At 67.1% G+C, this 16,457-nt stretch carries 3 protein-coding genes (1 of these 3 running past the window's edge); all 3 read right to left on the reverse strand.

Annotation, left to right across the window (positions count from 1 at the left end):
- Window positions 1–12,307 carry the 5' portion of a non-ribosomal peptide synthetase gene (locus L2Y94_RS11475; protein ID WP_247366569.1) on the reverse strand. It extends 22,214 nt beyond the left edge of the window, so the window shows 12,307 of its 34,521 coding nt (coding positions 1–12,307); the start codon lies at window positions 12,305–12,307; the stop codon falls past the left edge of the window.
- Window positions 12,308–12,337: 30 nt separating this feature from the next.
- The gene (gene fabD / locus L2Y94_RS11480) at window positions 12,338–15,628 is read right to left on the reverse strand and encodes an ACP S-malonyltransferase (RefSeq protein ID WP_247366570.1); all 3,291 of its coding nucleotides are present in this window, start codon (window positions 15,626–15,628) and stop codon (window positions 12,338–12,340) included.
- A gap of 569 nt (window positions 15,629–16,197) precedes the next feature.
- Window positions 16,198–16,380 (reverse strand): hypothetical protein, encoded by a 183-nt coding sequence (locus tag L2Y94_RS11485; protein ID WP_247366571.1) that lies wholly within the window; start codon window positions 16,378–16,380, stop codon window positions 16,198–16,200.
- Window positions 16,381–16,457 lie beyond the last annotated feature (77 nt).

Raw genomic sequence — 16,457 nt, forward strand, 5'->3', positions numbered from 1 at the left:
CGGAGATGAACCGCCCCTGGGCCAGGGTGAGGTACTTGTTCGGGTGTACCGACACGTTCACGCCACCGGCGATCGCCACGGCGCACTCGCCGCGTTGCAGGCTGTGGCAGGCCAGGTGGATCGCCGTCAGCGACGACGAGCACATGGTGTCCAGCGCCATGCTCGGGCCGTTGAAATCGCAGAAGTAGGAGACGCGATTGGCGATGGACGCCGGATGCCCCGGCACGGCCAGGTCGCGTCCCCTCGCCTGTTCCTGCGCGCCGTAGAGCTGGTATTCCTCGTACATCACCCCGGCGAACACGCCCACGTTGCCGTCGTCGGCCACGTTCTCGCGCGTGTAACCGGCGTCTTCCAGCGTGGCATGCACGCATTCCAGGAACAGGCGCTCCTGCGGGTCCATCAACTCCGCCTCGCGCGGCGAGATGTTGAAGAACAGCGGATCGAACAGGTCGACTCCGTCGAGGAAGCCGCCCCACTTGCCGTAGGTCTTGCCGGCCTTGCCGCGTGCCTCGTCGAAATAAAGCGAATGGTCCCAACGGTCGGAAGGGATCTCGGTGATGCTGTCGCGGCCCGCGCTGAGGTTGGCCCAAAACTCGGCCAGGTCCTTGGCCTGCGGGTAGCGGCCGGCCACGCCGACGATGGCGATCCCTTCCCCGCCGTCCGTCGGCCGACGCGAGCCGTAACGCGACGCCGGCTTCTCGGCCTTCGTCGCCATCTTCACCGGCGCGGCGGCGGCCACGGCACGCCGCTCACCCAGCAGCCCGGCCATGGCGTCGCGATGATGCGTCGCAAAGTAATCGCTCAGCGCGGCAAGCGTCTGGTACTCGAAGAACAGGGTCTTCGGCAGCGGACCGAACGACTTCTCCAGGCTGCGCGTGAGGTCCAGCACCAGCAGCGAATCGATGCCGTAGGCCTCCATGCGTGCCTTACGGTCGATCCGGTGGAGCGGCAACTTCAACGCGGCGGAGAGGAAGCGCTCGAAGTAGGCCGTGGCGCGTTCGCGGAAATCGTCCTCGGCCGCCGGTACCGCCGTATCGGTCTGCTTCTCGACCGCGTCCGAACGTTCCTCGGACGCAGGCTGGGTCGATCGGAAGGCGAGCCCCGCGAAGCGCAGGCAGGGAACGCCATCGTCGTCGCAAAGGTCGATGTCCACGGTGCGCGGATGCGCGCCCGGCCGGACCACCGCCCACATCGCTTCGCCGCAGGGCGCCACCACGTCGAGCGAGGCCAGCGCGAACGGCAGCATCGGCGAGCGAATCCCTTCCTCGAGCCATAGCCCGAGGGACGCCTGCAAAGCCGCGTCGAGCAGACTGGGATGGAGGACGTAGTCCGCCCTGCCCGACCGTACGGCATCGGGAAGGCGCACACGCGCGACGGCCAGGCGCTCGCCGACGAACAGCTCTTCGAGGCCACGGAATCCGCGACCGTAATGTAAGCCCATGCCTTCGAATACGGCGTAGCACCGATCCGGGTCGTAACGCGTGCATCCACGTCTTAACGCATCGAGGTCATACGCCGGACGCGGGCCCGGGGCCTCGGTACTCGTGCGGGCGAGCGGATATCCGGGCGCCGGTACGGCGGTGTCGACGACCGTGCCGCGTCCGTGGACGGTGCCATCGTCGGCATGGATCTCGTAAGCCACCCCGCCGTCGGCTTCCGGGGAAAGGGAGACGTGCAAAGTGAGGCCCGCCTCGCCGACGATCGCGGGACGCGACCAGACCACGTCCTTCAGATGCAGCGAGCCCTTGGCCTGTGCCACCTCCGCGACGGCGAAACGCGCCATTTCCAACTGCGCGACACCCGGTAACACCCGTTCGCCGGCCACGCGGTGATCGGCGAGGAAAAACTCGTTGCCCTCGAACCGGCTGGTGAAACGCGGACCGGCGAGATTCGAGGAATTGCGCATCACCAACGGATGCAAGGCCACGCCGGTCCGGTGCGATGCGTTCATGGGAATCCAGTAACGCTCCTTCGCGAACGGATACGTCGGCAGGCTCACGCGGCGCGGCTTGACGGCCCAGAGCGCATGCCAGTCCACCGCCTCCCCGGCTGTCCAACGATCCACCAACGCGCTCAGCTCCCCGTCGCCTCGCGGAACGTCGTTACCGGCGAGGAATCGCGACAGCGACTCGCCAAGCGCCTCCAGCGATTCGACGACGAAACCCGTCCGCTCCTCCATCGCGTCACGGCCCACCTGCAACGTATAGGCCAGTTCGGGAAGCGTGGCCTCCGTCGTCGGCAGGATGGCGAGGAGCGCCTGCGCCCGCTCGCGCAGGCGCTCGGCGTTGCGGGCGGAAAGCACGACGGCCATCGGACCGCTCGCGGTGCGCGCACCGGCCGACGGAACGTATTCCTCGAGCACCACGTGGGCGTTCACGCCGCCGAAGCCGAACGAACTCACTCCCGCCCGACGCGGCGCGCCGTGCGGAACCGTCCATTCGCGCACTCGGTTCACGACGTAGAACGGGCTGCCGGCCAGGTCGATGTACGGATTCAACGTGTCGGCATGCAGGCTCTTCACGAGCGTGCGGTGCTTCATCTGCAGCAGCACCTTGACCACGCCCGCGACGCCCGCCGCCAGTTCGAGATGGCCGATATGGGTCTTCACCGAACCCAGGCCGCAGTACGCTTCACCCGTGCCCGAACCGCTGCCGAAAGCCTTCTTCAGACCGTCGATCTCGATCGGATCGCCCAGCGGCGTGCCGGTGCCGTGGGCCTCGACGTAGCTGATGCTGCGCGGATCGACGCCGGCATCGTCGATGGCGCGGCGTATCACGTCGGCTTGCGCTTTCGGGTTCGGGGCAGTCAGCGAGTTGGCGCGGCCGCCGTGGTTCTCGGCGGTGCCGCGCACCAGGCCATGGATTTGATCGCCATCGCGCTCGGCGGCGGAAAGCCGCTTCAGCACCAGCATCGCCACGCCTTCACCGCGCACATAGCCGTTCGCCTCGGCGGAGAAGGTCTTGCACCGCCCGTCCGGGCTGAGCATGCCGGCCTGGTCGAAGCTGATGTGCAGTTCTGGATTGACGAGGGTATTCACGCCACCGGCGACGGCCAGCGCGCAATCGCCGCGTTCGATGGCCAGCACGGCGCGACGTAGTGCCACCAGCGAACTGGAGCACGCGGTTTCCACCGGCTCGCTCGGACCGTGCACGTCGAGGAAATAGCTCATGCGGTTCGGCCCCACGGACGCGACCGTGCCGGTGGACGAATAACCCTCGATCGTCGAGCCCGCCCGGCTGGCAAGGGTGGCGTAACCGCTGGGCATCGTGCCGACGTACAGGCCCATGTCGCTACCGGCGAGCGAGGATGCCGCATAGCCCGCATCCTCCAGCGCCTTCCAGACGTGGATCATCATCAACCGCTGCTGCGGATCCATCGACTCGGCTTCGCGCGGCGAAATGCCGAAGAACACGGGGTCGAATTCGTCGATGCCTTCGATGAAACCGCCACGCACGGTCCGGTCGACGTCCCGCGCGCGCTCGCCGTACCACGCCTGCCAATCGGCGCGGTCGCGAGGCAACTCGCCGATGCAGTCACGGCCCGCGAGCAGGTTGCGCCAGAACGCGTCGATATCCGGCGCGCCCGGAAAGCGGCCGCTCATGCCGATGATCGCGACCGGCTCCTTGGGGGAAACCGTCCGGCCCATCGAGAATCCGCGCCGCGGCCGCGCTTCGTGCGAAACCACCTCGTCGGCGGCGATGGCCACCGGCACGCGTGCTTCGGCTTCCGAAGGCTCCGAAGCCACCACGACCCCATGCTCGTCCGCCAGATGCCTCACCACTCCGCCCAGCGTCGAGAACTCGAAGAACACCGTCGGGGTGAGCGACAGCCCGAACCGCCTGTTCAGCGCGTTCGCCAGTTCGGTGAACGAGATCGAATCGAAACCGTATTCGCTCAAGGCCGTGTCGGCGTCGAGATCGCCCGGCTTCACCTTGATCAGCGACGAGACCATGCGCATCGCCTCGCGCATCAGCGCATCCGGCGAAGACGTCGCTCGCACCGCGGGCTCGGTGCGCACGACGGGCGACGCCGCGACGGCCGCGCCACCGAGCATCGCCTCGCGGATACGCGCCGGGTCGCCTTCGATCACCAGCACCTGGTCGACATCGGACGCCAGGGCCTGTTCCAGCGCCTTGACGCCGTGCTCCGTGGCCATCGCGCGCATGCCCCACTGCTTCGCCAGCAGGTCGCGCGTGGCCTCGTCCGCCTGCATGCCACCCTGGTCCCACAGCGGCCAGTTGACCGACACGGTACGGCCGTGGCGTTCGCCACCCCGGACGCGCGCGGCACGCTGTTGCGCGAAGGCGTCCATGAACGCGTTGGCGGCGGCGTAGTCGGCCTGCCCCACGTTGCCCATCGCGCCGGCGATCGACGAAAAGCAGACGAAGCAGTCCAGCGGCATGTCACGCGTGGCGGCATCGAGGTTCAGCGTGCCCGCCACCTTGGCGGCGAAGACCTCGCGCAGTTGCTGCCGCGTCTTCGTCATGAGGAACCCGTCACGCAGCACGCCCGCGCTATGGATCACCCCGTCGAGGCTCTCGAATTCCTCGGGGATGGCGCGAACCGCCTCCTCCAGCGCGACGGCGTCACCGACGTCCACCACCCGATAGCGCACCACGGCGCCCATCGCTTCGAGCTGCCGAATGGCTTCCCTGATGCCGTCGTGCATCGCCGAGCGGCCGGTCAGTACCAGCACCGGGTGGCGTACCCGGGCGGCGATGGCCCGGGCGAAAATCAGGCCCAGGCCACCGGCACCGCCGGTGATGAGGTAAACGCCATGGTCCTTCCACGGCGACACGGGATCCGGCGCCGGTGAGTATTCGGACCAGCCGCCGACCTGGCGCTCGCCGCCGACGTAACGCACGTAGGCGGCATCGTCGTCGCGGTTGTCCCGTAGCGCGCGGGCGATGTCCTGGCCCGGTTCGACGACGATCACCTGCCCGGCGAGGCGACGGTTCTCCAACTGCGCGGTGCGCAACATGCCGCCCAGCCCCGCCAGGAGCCGATCGTCGCCCTCGGCGGGGACGACCACCTGGATCCGATGGCGGCCGTTTTCGTTGCCGAGCGACTGGATCCGTTCGAGCAGCGTGGCCGCCGCCGTTTCGAAGCGCTGGCCGATGTCCATCCCGGCCGGCGGAGCGAGGAAGGTCGCGTCGGGAATGGCGTGGCGCACCTCGTTGGCGTCACCTGTGCAGAGCAGGACGACGTGCTTCGCGAAGGACTCGACACCGGCCGACGGTTCGCGCGGTGTCCACGTCGGCCGCATGAAGAGCGTCGCCGATGAGGCGCGTTCCGCACTCGGCATCGGCTTCAGCCCCACGCCGGTCATCCGCACGCACACGTTACCGTGGTCGTCGCACAGATCGACATCGGCTTGTCGCCCGTTCGTGCCGCCATCGCCGTAGCGCACGACGGCCCAGGCGACGTCCGCCGTCGATCGCGGCACGTGCAGCGCGCCGAGCGCGAAAGGCACCATGGAGGTCTCGTCGCCGGCGACGAGGCGCTCGCCGAGCGTGGCCTGCAATGCCGCATCGAGCACGCCAGGATGCAGCACATAAGCATCCACCGGTGCCGTGGCGGGCAGCACGATGCGTGCAAGCGCCATGCCCGGTCCGACGTACAGCTCGCTCACGCCGCGGAACGTGGGTCCATACGCCAGACCCATCCGCGCGAAACGCGCGTAACACGCGTCGGCCGGAAACCGCGCGGATGCGCCCTCTCGACGAAGGGACTCGAGGTCGTGCGCGCCCATGGGGACGCCGCCGTCCTTCGCGGCCGAGCCCTGCGCGTATACCGTGGAGTCGTCGTGGATTTCGAAGCCGATGCGGCTATCGGTTTCCGCGTAGAGCGACACCTGGAGCGCGATCCCGTCCGGGCCGGCCACGACAGGCCTTAGCCAGGCGACGTTCTCGAGAACGGCATGCCGCCCTTCGCCGGTCGCGGCATCGACGGCGCGGCGGATCATCTCCAGCTGCGCGGCGGCCGGCAGTATCCGACGGCCTTGTACGACATGGTCGACGAAGAAGAACTCGTCGCCGGTGAACCGGGATTCGAATCGCAGGCCTTCGATATCCGACGTATTCCGATGCAACAGGGGATGCAGCGTCGCCACGCCGGACGCGGCCGTCGGTTGCACGGGGCCCGCCGGTACCCAGTAACGTTCCCGGGCGAACGGATAGGTGGGCAGGCTGACACGGCGTGGACGGTCGGCACCGTAGAGACGCCGCCAGTCGAGCGACATGCCCCTCACCCATACGTCGAGCAGTTTCCCGAACTTGCCCTTGGCCAGCCATGCGTCGACGATGGCTTCCACGTCATCGTCGCCCGTGAAGACGGCCAGTGCGTCCTTGTTGCGCTTCGCATGGCCGCGATACAGGTCGTCGATGACCGTTTCGCCGCCGAGCCAGGCGGCGAGCTTGTCGCGCAATTCGTCAAGCGAATGCACGAGCAGACCCAGACGCTCGTCCATGGCTTCGCGACCGACCTGCAAGGTGTATGCGAGATCGGGCAGCGAAAGCTCGTCGCTCCGGCTCAGGCCGGAGCCCACGGCCTGCGCCGGTGCGACGGTGAGGTGGTCGAGGAGGGCTCGGGCGCGCTCCTTCAGACGATCTTCGTCGCGCGCCGAGAGCACCACCATGGCCGGACCTTCCCGCTCCTCCCGGGGCGCGTCGACGTACTCTTCGATCACCACGTGCGCATTGGCGCCACCCGCGCCGAACGACGAGATGCCCGCGATGCGCGAGCGTTCGCGGCCGTCGATCACGGGGCGATCCCAGGGGCCCAGCGTCTGCTGCACCACGAAGGGCGTGGCACCGAAATCGATGTTCGGGTTCAACACCCGCGAATGCAGGCTCGGTGCGATCTGCCCATGCTTGAGCTGCAACAGCACCTTGGTGACGCCCGCGATACCCGCCGCGCTCTCGCAATGGCCGATGTTCGACTTGGCCGAACCGATCGCGCAAAAGCCCTTGTCCTGTGTCCACTGGCGGAATGCCTTGGACAGCCCCGCGATCTCGATCGGATCGCCCAGGCTCGTGCCGGTGCCGTGCGCCTCGATGTAATTGACGTGCCGCGCGTCCACGCCACCCGCGCGCAAGGCACGCTCGATCACCTTCGCCTGCGCGTTGGGATTGGGCACGGTGTAGCCGTTGGTCTTGCCGCCATGGTTCACGGCGGTGGCACGGATCACGCCGTAGATGTGGTCGCCGTCCGCCTTGGCCTGAGCCAACGGTTTCAGGAGCACCGCGCCCACGCCCTCGCCCGGCACGTAACCTTCGCCACCTTCGCCAAAACTCTCGCAACGCCCCTTGCCGGAGACGAACCGGCCCTGCGCGAGCATCAGGTACTTGTTGGGATGCACGGTGGCATTGACGCCACCGGCGATGGCCACGGTGCAGTCGCCGCGTTGCAGGCTCTGGCAGGCCAGGTGGATCGCCGTCAGCGACGACGAGCACATGGTGTCCAGCGCCATGCTCGGGCCGTTGAAGTTGCAGAAATACGAAATGCGATTGGCGATGGAGGCCGGGCTGTTGAAGATGGCGAGGTTTTCTCCCCGCGCCTGGGCCTGGGCGCCGTAGAGCTGGTATTCCTCGTACATCACCCCGGCGAACACGCCCACGTTGCCGTCGTCGGCCACGTTCTCGCGCGTGTAACCGGCGTCTTCCAGCGTGGCATGCACGCATTCCAGGAACAGGCGCTCCTGGGGGTCCATCAACTCCGCCTCGCGCGGCGAGATGTTGAAGAACAGCGGATCGAACAGGTCGATCCCGTCGAGGAAGCCGCCCCACTTGCTGTAGGTCTTGCCGGGCTTGTCGCGGTCGGGGTCGAAGTAGAGGGCGTGATCCCAGCGATCGAGCGGAATTTCGGTGATGCTGTCCCTGCCCTGGCTGAGGTTGGCCCAGAACTGCTCCAGGTTCACCGCCTGCGGATACCGTCCGGCGAGACCGACGATGGCGATGTCGCCGACGGCACGGATGTCCACGCCCGTCACCGGACCCGATGACGCCTGCAAGCTGCCGAAACGCGGCAGCCGCTGCATCGGTGCGGCGGCGGGCACGTGCTCCCGGGCTTTACCAGGCGCGCCCTGCGCTCCTTCGCCAAGCACCTCACCCAACCGCTCACGATGCTCGCGCACGAAATGCCCGGCAAGCTCGGCGATGGTCTGGTATTCGAAGAGCAAGGTCTTGGAGAGCGGACCGAACGCCTGCTCGAGCGCGCGGGTCAACTCCATCACCAGGATCGAGTCGATGCCATACGCCTCCATCCGCGCCTTGGGGTCGATGCTCTGCGCCGTGCGGTTGAGCGTGCCGGCCAGGAGGCGAACGATATGGCGAACGGCCTTGCCGGTGATGTCGTCCGACGCGTCGCCCTGCGCCGCCGTGGTGGTCGGCGCGCCCTTCGTCGGCGTGGAAAGGCTGGCCCTGAACTGCCGCAGGGCGCCTTCGGCGACCATCACCTGCGATGCCTCGCCCGCCATCGCCCGCTTCAGCGCGACGCAGCCATTGGCCGTGCGCAGCGGCACCAGACCGGTACGTGCCGTCAGTTCGGCAAGGGTCGAGGCGTCCACCCGCATGCCGCCTTCTTCCCACAGCGGCCAGTCGATCGACACGGTACGTCCGCGACGCTCGCCCTTCTCCGTCAATCGCTGACGGTGCGCGGCGAACGCATCCATGAAGGCGTTGGCCGCCGCGTAATCGGCTTGCCCCACGTTGCCCAGCGCACCCGACGTCGAGGCGAAGCAGACGAACGCGTCGAGGTCGAGCGTGCGGCTCGCCTCGTCGAGGTGCAGCGTACCGGCGACCTTGGCGCGGAACACGTCGCGCAAGGCATCCGGCGTCTTGTTCACGATCAGGCTGTCGCGGAGTACGCCGGCGGCGTGGACGATGCCGCGCAATCCGGGAAGGTCGTGCACCAGCCGCACGACGGCATCGCGATCGCCCACGTCGAGCTGCCGGTATTCTGCCACGGCGCCCAACGCTTCCAGTTCGGCGAGGTGGTTTCGCGTCGATTCGTTCGAGGGCGATCGCCCGGTAAGCACCAGGCGCGCACCTTTTGCTTCGCGCGCGATCTCGCGCGCCACGATGAGGCCCAGCCCACCCGCGCCGCCGGTGACCAGATACGTACCGTCCGTCCGCCACGGCGATGCCACGTCGGGCGGCGACGGGATGTCCTCCCAGGCCGCCACGTATCGCTCGCCACCCAGGTAACGGACACGCGACGCGACGCCGTCACGATCGTCGAATACCGCCTGCGCCACGTCCTGCCGGCCGTCGACCTCGATCACCTGGCCGGCAACCCGCGGGTTCTCCAGCGACGCCGTGCGCAGCAGGCCGGCCAATCCCTCCATCAACCGACCGGGCCCGTCGCCGGGTACGACGAGCTGCACGAGATGGCGACCGGGTTGCGCGATCAGCGCCCTCACGTGTTCCAACAGCGCCAAGGCGGCCGCCTCGTAAGCGGAGCCAACGTCGTCCTCGACCGGAACATCCATGCACGTCGCGCGGGGCAAGCGCGAGGCCACGCCGGCCAGGGAAACGCCACACCCGACGACGAGATGCCTGCCGTCGACGCCCGCCACGGCGTCGGCCGACTTCGCTTTCCACGCCAGTGCGAACATCGCCAAGCCCGGCGCATCGACGGCATCCGCCTGCGCCGCACCGCGCGCGCAGAAATCGCCCAGCCGAAGGCGGACGACGCCCGCGTCGTCGCACAGATCGATGTCGAACTTGCGCACGCCCTCCGCCGTCCCATCCGAGGGCGCCCGGCGAATCACGGCCCACATGTCGCCGTTGCACGCACCGCGCACGTCGAACGAACCGAGGGCGAAGGGCAAGACCAACGCGGCCTCCGGCCATGTACCCGCGTCGTCCACGAGGCAGGCGATCGCCGCCTGCAACGCGGCATCGAGCACGCCGGGATGCACGGTGTAATCCTCGCGCGAGCCCTTTGCCACATCAGGCAGGACGATCCGCGCGAGGGCCAGCTCGTCGCCGACGAGCAAATCGCCCAGCGCGCGATGGGACGGGCCGTAGGACAACCCCATGCGATCGAAGACGTCGTAGCACGACGCGGCGTCGCGACGTGTCCGGCCGCAACGGGCGCGCAGCGTATCGAGCTCATGCCGGGCGTCTTCCGCGACGGCCGGCACGATCGAACCCTGCGTGTACACCACGTCCCCAGCGTAGATCTCGAAGGAAAATTCGCCTCGTTCTTCCCGGAACATCGCCACGTGCACGTCCCGGGGGGTATCGCCGATCGTGAGAGGACGCAGCCAGACCACGTCCTTCAGGCGATGGCCGTCCTTCGCCACCGAAGCGAGCTCGATCGCGCAACGGACCATTTCCAGTTGGGCCGCGCCGGGCAAGGTGCGCTCACCGCGTATGACGTGATCGGCGAGGAACGGCTCGCCGCCCGTGAACCGGCTGGTGAAGCGCAATCCCGCCACGGTCGAGGTGTTCCGGTGCACGAGCGGATGGATCGCCGCCTGCCGCACCGCGGACGGTTTCATGTCGACCCAATGGCGCTCCCGCGCGAACGGGTACGTCGGCAACGCCAGCCGTCGCCTGCCCGGCACATGAGCGGCGGCCCAGTCGAAGGCCTGTCCCTCCACCCATCGCTTCGCCATCGCGGGAAGGTCGTCATCGGGCGCGACGGCCTCACCCGCCACCGCGTCGACGGGCAACTGGCCCGAGAAAACCCCGGCGGCGTGGCCGTCGGCAAGCCATGCGCCGAGGCGCGTGCGTAGCGTGGCGACGGAATCGGCGACGACCGCGAGGCGTACGGCCATGGCCTGACGCCCCACCTGCAAGGTATAGGCGAGGTCATCCAGGTTCGCGCCGGTCACGTCGAGAAGCCGGCGGGCGCGCTCCCGCAAGGCAGGCATCGTCTTCGCGGAAAGGAGGATCAGCGCGGGCGAGGACGACGACGACACCTCCTCGTTCGCCGGGTATTCCTCCACCACGACGTGGGCGTTCACGCCACCGAAACCGAACGAGCTGATGCCCGCGCGACGCGGAATATCGCGACCCTCGGCGTCCTTTCGGGCAACCCATGGTTGCGCCTCGTCGACGATGAAGAACGGACTACCCTCCAGCGCGATCCGCGGATTCATCTGGCGGTAGTGCACCAGCGGCGGGAATACCTTGTGCTTCATGCACAGGATGGTCTTGATGAGCCCCGCCATGCCGGCCACGGATTCCAGGTGACCGATGTTGGTTTTCACGGCGCCGATGCCGCACGACGCCGCGTCCAGCGTTTCGCCGCGCTCCCCCGCCACGCGGGCGAACGCCATCTTGAGCCCTTCGATCTCGATGGGATCGCCCTTCGGCGTCCCGGTGCCGTGGGCTTCCACGTAGCTCACCGTGCCCACCGGCACGTCGGCCTCGCGCAAGGCGTGCGCCACCACGTTGGACTGGGCGAGCGAACCCGGGTAGGTGACGGTGCGCGCATGGCCACCATGGTTCATGGCCGTGCCGCGCAGGACGGCGAGCACGCGATCACCGTCCTCCACGGCCTTGGCCAGCGGCTTGAGGAGCACCATGGCCGCGCCTTCGCCGCGCACGTACCCGTTGGCGCGCTCGTCGAAGGTCTTGCAGCTGCCGTCCGGCGACAGCATCCCGGTCTTGGCGAAGGAGATGAAATGGGTGGGACTGCACAGCACGCTCACCCCACCCACCAACGCATGGTCGCACTCACCGCGACGAATGGCATGCGCGGCCTTGTGCAGCGCCACCAGCGAACTGGAGCACGCGGTGTCGACGGGCAGGCTCGGGCCGTGCAGGTTGAGGAAATACGAGATGCGGTTGGGGATCAGCGCCGTATGCGTGCCCGTGGACACGTGCGCCTCCACGTTGTCCAGCGCGCGGCCCAGGTAATCGCGATAGTCGAACGTGAACACGCCGACGTACACGCCCGTGCGCGTGCCGCTGAACACGGCCGGGTCGTATCCGGCGTCTTCCAGGCAGTTCCACGCCTGTTCCAGCATCAGGCGCTGCTGGGGGTCCATCACGGCCGCTTCGCGTGCCGAGATACCGAAGAAATCGGCGTCGAAATATTCCACGCCGTCGATGAAGCCGCCCCACTTGCTGGTGGTCTTGTTCGGCTCGCGCACGTCGGCGGAATACACCGCATCCTTGTCCCAACGGCCGGCGGGCACCTCGCTCACGCTGTCCACGCCGTCGCGCAGGTTCTCCCAGAACGCCTCGTAGTTGCTCGCACCCGGCAAGCGGCACGACATGCCGATGATGGCGATGTCCTCCCGGCTGGATGGCTCGCGGTTTTCCTGGAACGGAGTCTGCCCGACGTTCATGCGCTTGCCTGCCCTTTGAATGCCCTGTACTCAACCGCGACGAAGTCGCGAGAACGATCGCGTGAGGTGATCCGCCGCCGCATCCATGATCCGGTGGGCGATGTCGTCCACGTGGCGCGCCGTCCATGGCTCCAGCGCGGTGCCCTTCACCCACTGGTTGAACGAACCCAGTGCCGGACCCGTCTGGATCTGGTAATTGACCCGATCCTCGCCCTTGCCCTCGATGGCGATGCGCGTGCAGTACGCGAAGTACCAGCGGAAGGTGAGCGCCATCCGGTGCTTCGGGTTGGCCTCGGCCTTGAGGATCTCGTGCTCCATGCCCGCCGACCGGAAATAGCGCCGGGTGTCGTCCCAGATCTCGGCGAAGGTCTTCCTGAAGAAGGTGGTTTCCAGTTGACGCCGCGTGCGCTCGGGGATGTCCTCGAGGCTTTCGTGGTGCCGGTAGAGCGACAGCAGCTTGTTCGCCCGCGCGGGGAAGAAGACCGACTTCTTCAGCACCTGCACCTGCGCACCGATCTCGAACATGTCGCCCGCCGGTGCGTATTCGGTGTCCTGGATGTCCATCGCCTGCAGCAGCGCCTTGCCGTCCGCGCTCATGCCCGATTCCACCGTGCACTGGTTGATCGAGCCGGTGACGATGAAGTCGGCGCCGAGCAGGAAGGCCGCGGCCGCCGCTTCGGGACAGCCGATGCCGCCGGCCAGGCCCATGCAGACCGGATCCGCGTACCCATGCATCGCCTGCATGCGATCGCGCAGGCGCATCAACGGCGGCAACATCACCGCCACGATGCCACCGTCGGTATGGCCCCCGGAATCCGCCTCCACGCAGATGTCGTGGCTCATGGGGATACCTTGCGACCATTCCGCCTGCTGCCGGGTGACCTGGCCGCGTTCGAGCAGCTTCTCGACGATGGCCGGCGGCGGCGGACTCATGAACGCCTGGGCCACCTCGGGACGCGACACCTTGGCGACGATGCGGTGGTCGCAGACGAGCGCGCCCTGCTCGCTGCGGCGAAGCCCCTGGAGACGGTAGCGGACCAGGGCGGGCGTCATCTGCATGAAGGCGGCGGCCTCCACGTTCTTCACGCCGTGGCGCAGGTAGAGATCGACGACGGCCTCCTCCTGCTCGGGGTACTCGTAATTCGCCAGCAGGTTCATGCCGAAGGGTTGGCCGGCGGACAGTTCGGCGCGGATGCGCGCCAGGTGGGTTTCGATCTTCGCCGTCGACAGCCCGCCCGCGCCGAAGAACGAGAGGAAACCCGCCTTGCCCATGCGGATGACCAGGTCGGCCGAGGCCACGCCGCGGTACATCGCGCCGGTCATGTACGCGTAGCGCAGGCCGTAGCGACGTTTGAACGTGGCGCTGCCCAGCGAGTCGGCGGTGATCGGCGCCACGTCGTCGCGTACCGCGTCCTCGACATCGGCATCGGCATCGGCATCGGCGTCGGCGTCGGCCAGGATGCCCTCCACCCGCTCGGCCACCTCGTCGAAGATCGGCGTCTGGGTGCTGCGGATCTCGTTCACCATTTTCGACAGGATGGTGGCACCCACTTCCTGGAACTCGACGTCGCCCTTGCCCATCACGTAGCGGATGGAATCCACCCAGTGCACGGGCGTGGCGATCTGCCGGGCCAGCGTGTCGGCGATGCGGCTGCCGTCATAAGGGCGCGCGGTGGCATTGGCGATGACCGTCGCCGACGGCGCCTCGAACGAAAACTGCTTGAGGAAATCGGCGAACTCCGCCTGCACCGGCTGCATGTGGCGCGAATGGAACGGCGCGCTGACGTTCAACGGCACGTAGCGCAGGTTCAGGCGTGCGAACAACTCCGCCGCCGCCTTCAGGGCATCGTGGTCGCCGGCGATCACCGTCTGCGTCGGCGTGTTGAGATTGGCGATATCGATGCCGTCGAGCCGGTGCTCGTCGAGTACGGTGCGTATGTCGCTCGCCGAGGTACCGAGTACCGCGGCCATGCCACCGCCGCCGGCCCTGCCCATCAATTCGCCTCGCTTCTGCACCAGCCGAAGGCCCGTCTCGAAAGAGAAGACGCCCGCCGCGTGCAGGGCGTTGTACTCGCCGAGGCTGTGGCCCGCGAAGAACGTGGCGGCACGGTCGCCGCCGGTCTGTTGCTGCCGGTAGTAGTGCAGCGCGTTCACCACGTACAGCGCGGGCTGGGTGTATTGCGTCTGCGAGAGCAGCCCCCCGCTATCGTTGAGGCACAAGTCTTCCACGGAGTAGCCGAGGATGTCCGACGCGCTCTTCACCTTGTCGGGAAAGAGCGGAAAGAGGTCCTTGCCCATGCCCCTGAACTGCGAGCCCTGGCCCGGGAAAATGACTGCCTTCATGGTGGATGACTCCGATATGCGCGTGTGTCGTACCTGCGTCTTGCGGGGCGCGAGCGCATCCAGCCGCGCCACGTCGCCACCGAACGGCGACATGAGCGGATACACCTGGGATGCCGTGCCTGCGGGCAGGCCGTATTTCAGGAAGGTGGCCATCGTGCCGCCGGGGCTCGCGTCGACGTAACGACGGCTCCCGCTTGCCTCGATCCGCTCGAGCGTCCGCGGCAGGTCGATCCGATCGCGTACGACAGACCAGAAATGGCCATCGGGCGCGCGATCGAAGGCTTCGGCCTTCGCGCAGCAGATGACCGGAAGCCGCCCCTCACGCATGGACAGCGTGCCCAGGAAGGATTGGTAGGCCGGCCGCGCCGCGTCTACCCAGCGCGAATGGAAGGCAAACGCTACCGGTAGCCGATGAAAGGTGAGACCGGCACGGCGCAAGCATGATTCGACGGCGTCGACATGCCGCTCGGGCATCGCGAGCACGGAGTGCGTGGCGAAGTTGCGTGCGGCCACGTCACACAGCTCGAGCAGCTCCGCATCGAGAAAGCGCTCAGGCTCTCCCATCACCGCGATCATGGCGCCACGCTCCGCATGCGCTTCCAGCGCGAGAGCCTGCTCGATCACGGCGATCAACGCGGTTTCCATGTCGAGCCAACCGGCGATCGCCGCCGCCGCGAACGAGCCGAGGCTTGCGCCCATCACCGCGTCGATGCGCAGCCCGCGATCGAGCAACGCCATGGCGAGCGCATGTTCCACCATGAAGATGGCGGCATGACTGTGCAGCAAGCGGTCGAACGGAACGTCGCGCGTGTTGCGCTCCGCATACAGCACGTCGACGACCGACTCGCCGCAGCGTTCGCGAACGACGCGATCGGCTTCGCGCATGTGGAAGCGAAAGCCGGCATCGCCGCCGAACAACTCCCGTCCCATCTGGAAATGATGGGATCCCTGCCCTGCAAAAAGTAGTACGTTTTCCACGAACGACGCATCCCTACAGGCGCGTGAACCCGTCGCCGCGCCGTATAAGCGGGCGGATCGATACGGCATCCACGGCTGACCGAGCAGCCAACTCCCCTCCCCTCAGAGGTACACGAACGACCCGCGGCAGGTCATCCGAAACGCAGCGCAACCCCCCAGATATTCAAAGACCGAATGAATTAATTGAGTCAATGCTTACGAATAACGAAACGCGTTCGATGCATGCATCGCGTTTCTTTCGCTTCGTAGATTCTTCGAAGAATGTGACAGGCTTTGCAACGCGCAAGTTCTTGCGGTGTTGCCGAAGACTTGCATGCATTTGCGTCAAACACCGTCGAATGGCCCATGGATGGTGTCGTGTATCACGATTCAACGACAAGCCATTCCGGCACGCACGGGAAAAGAAATGCCGAAATTGCGCTACGCATGTTGCGTTACGTGAACTGCGTCCAAAATGAAGTTCATTCCATGTGGTGAAAGCTCCGAACTTTTCCTAGGCATTATTCCCGCGCAAGAAAAAGCCCTTCGCGTCTCGACGCGAAGGGCTTCTGGAGAAACGATCCAACCGATCAGTTTGGAACGCAGCGCCACGTCGCCTTGCCGTTGACGACACCCACGAACTCGGCATGCTCCCCATCCGGGCACACCGGCGCGTTGCCGTAGCCGTGATTCACGTCGCGAACGCCGAGACCGGCGGCGTTGACGGAAACGGCGGCGACGAGCATGACCAGACCCGCGAATACGATCTTCATATCGACGTTCTCCCATGGAGTGAGCACGATCCACGTTCGATAACGTGGACATCGCTGCTGGCTATACTCCCCGCACA

Source organism: Luteibacter aegosomatis (genome assembly GCF_023078455.1).
In the GTDB taxonomy this organism is placed as follows: Bacteria; Pseudomonadota; Gammaproteobacteria; order Xanthomonadales; family Rhodanobacteraceae; genus Luteibacter; species Luteibacter aegosomatis.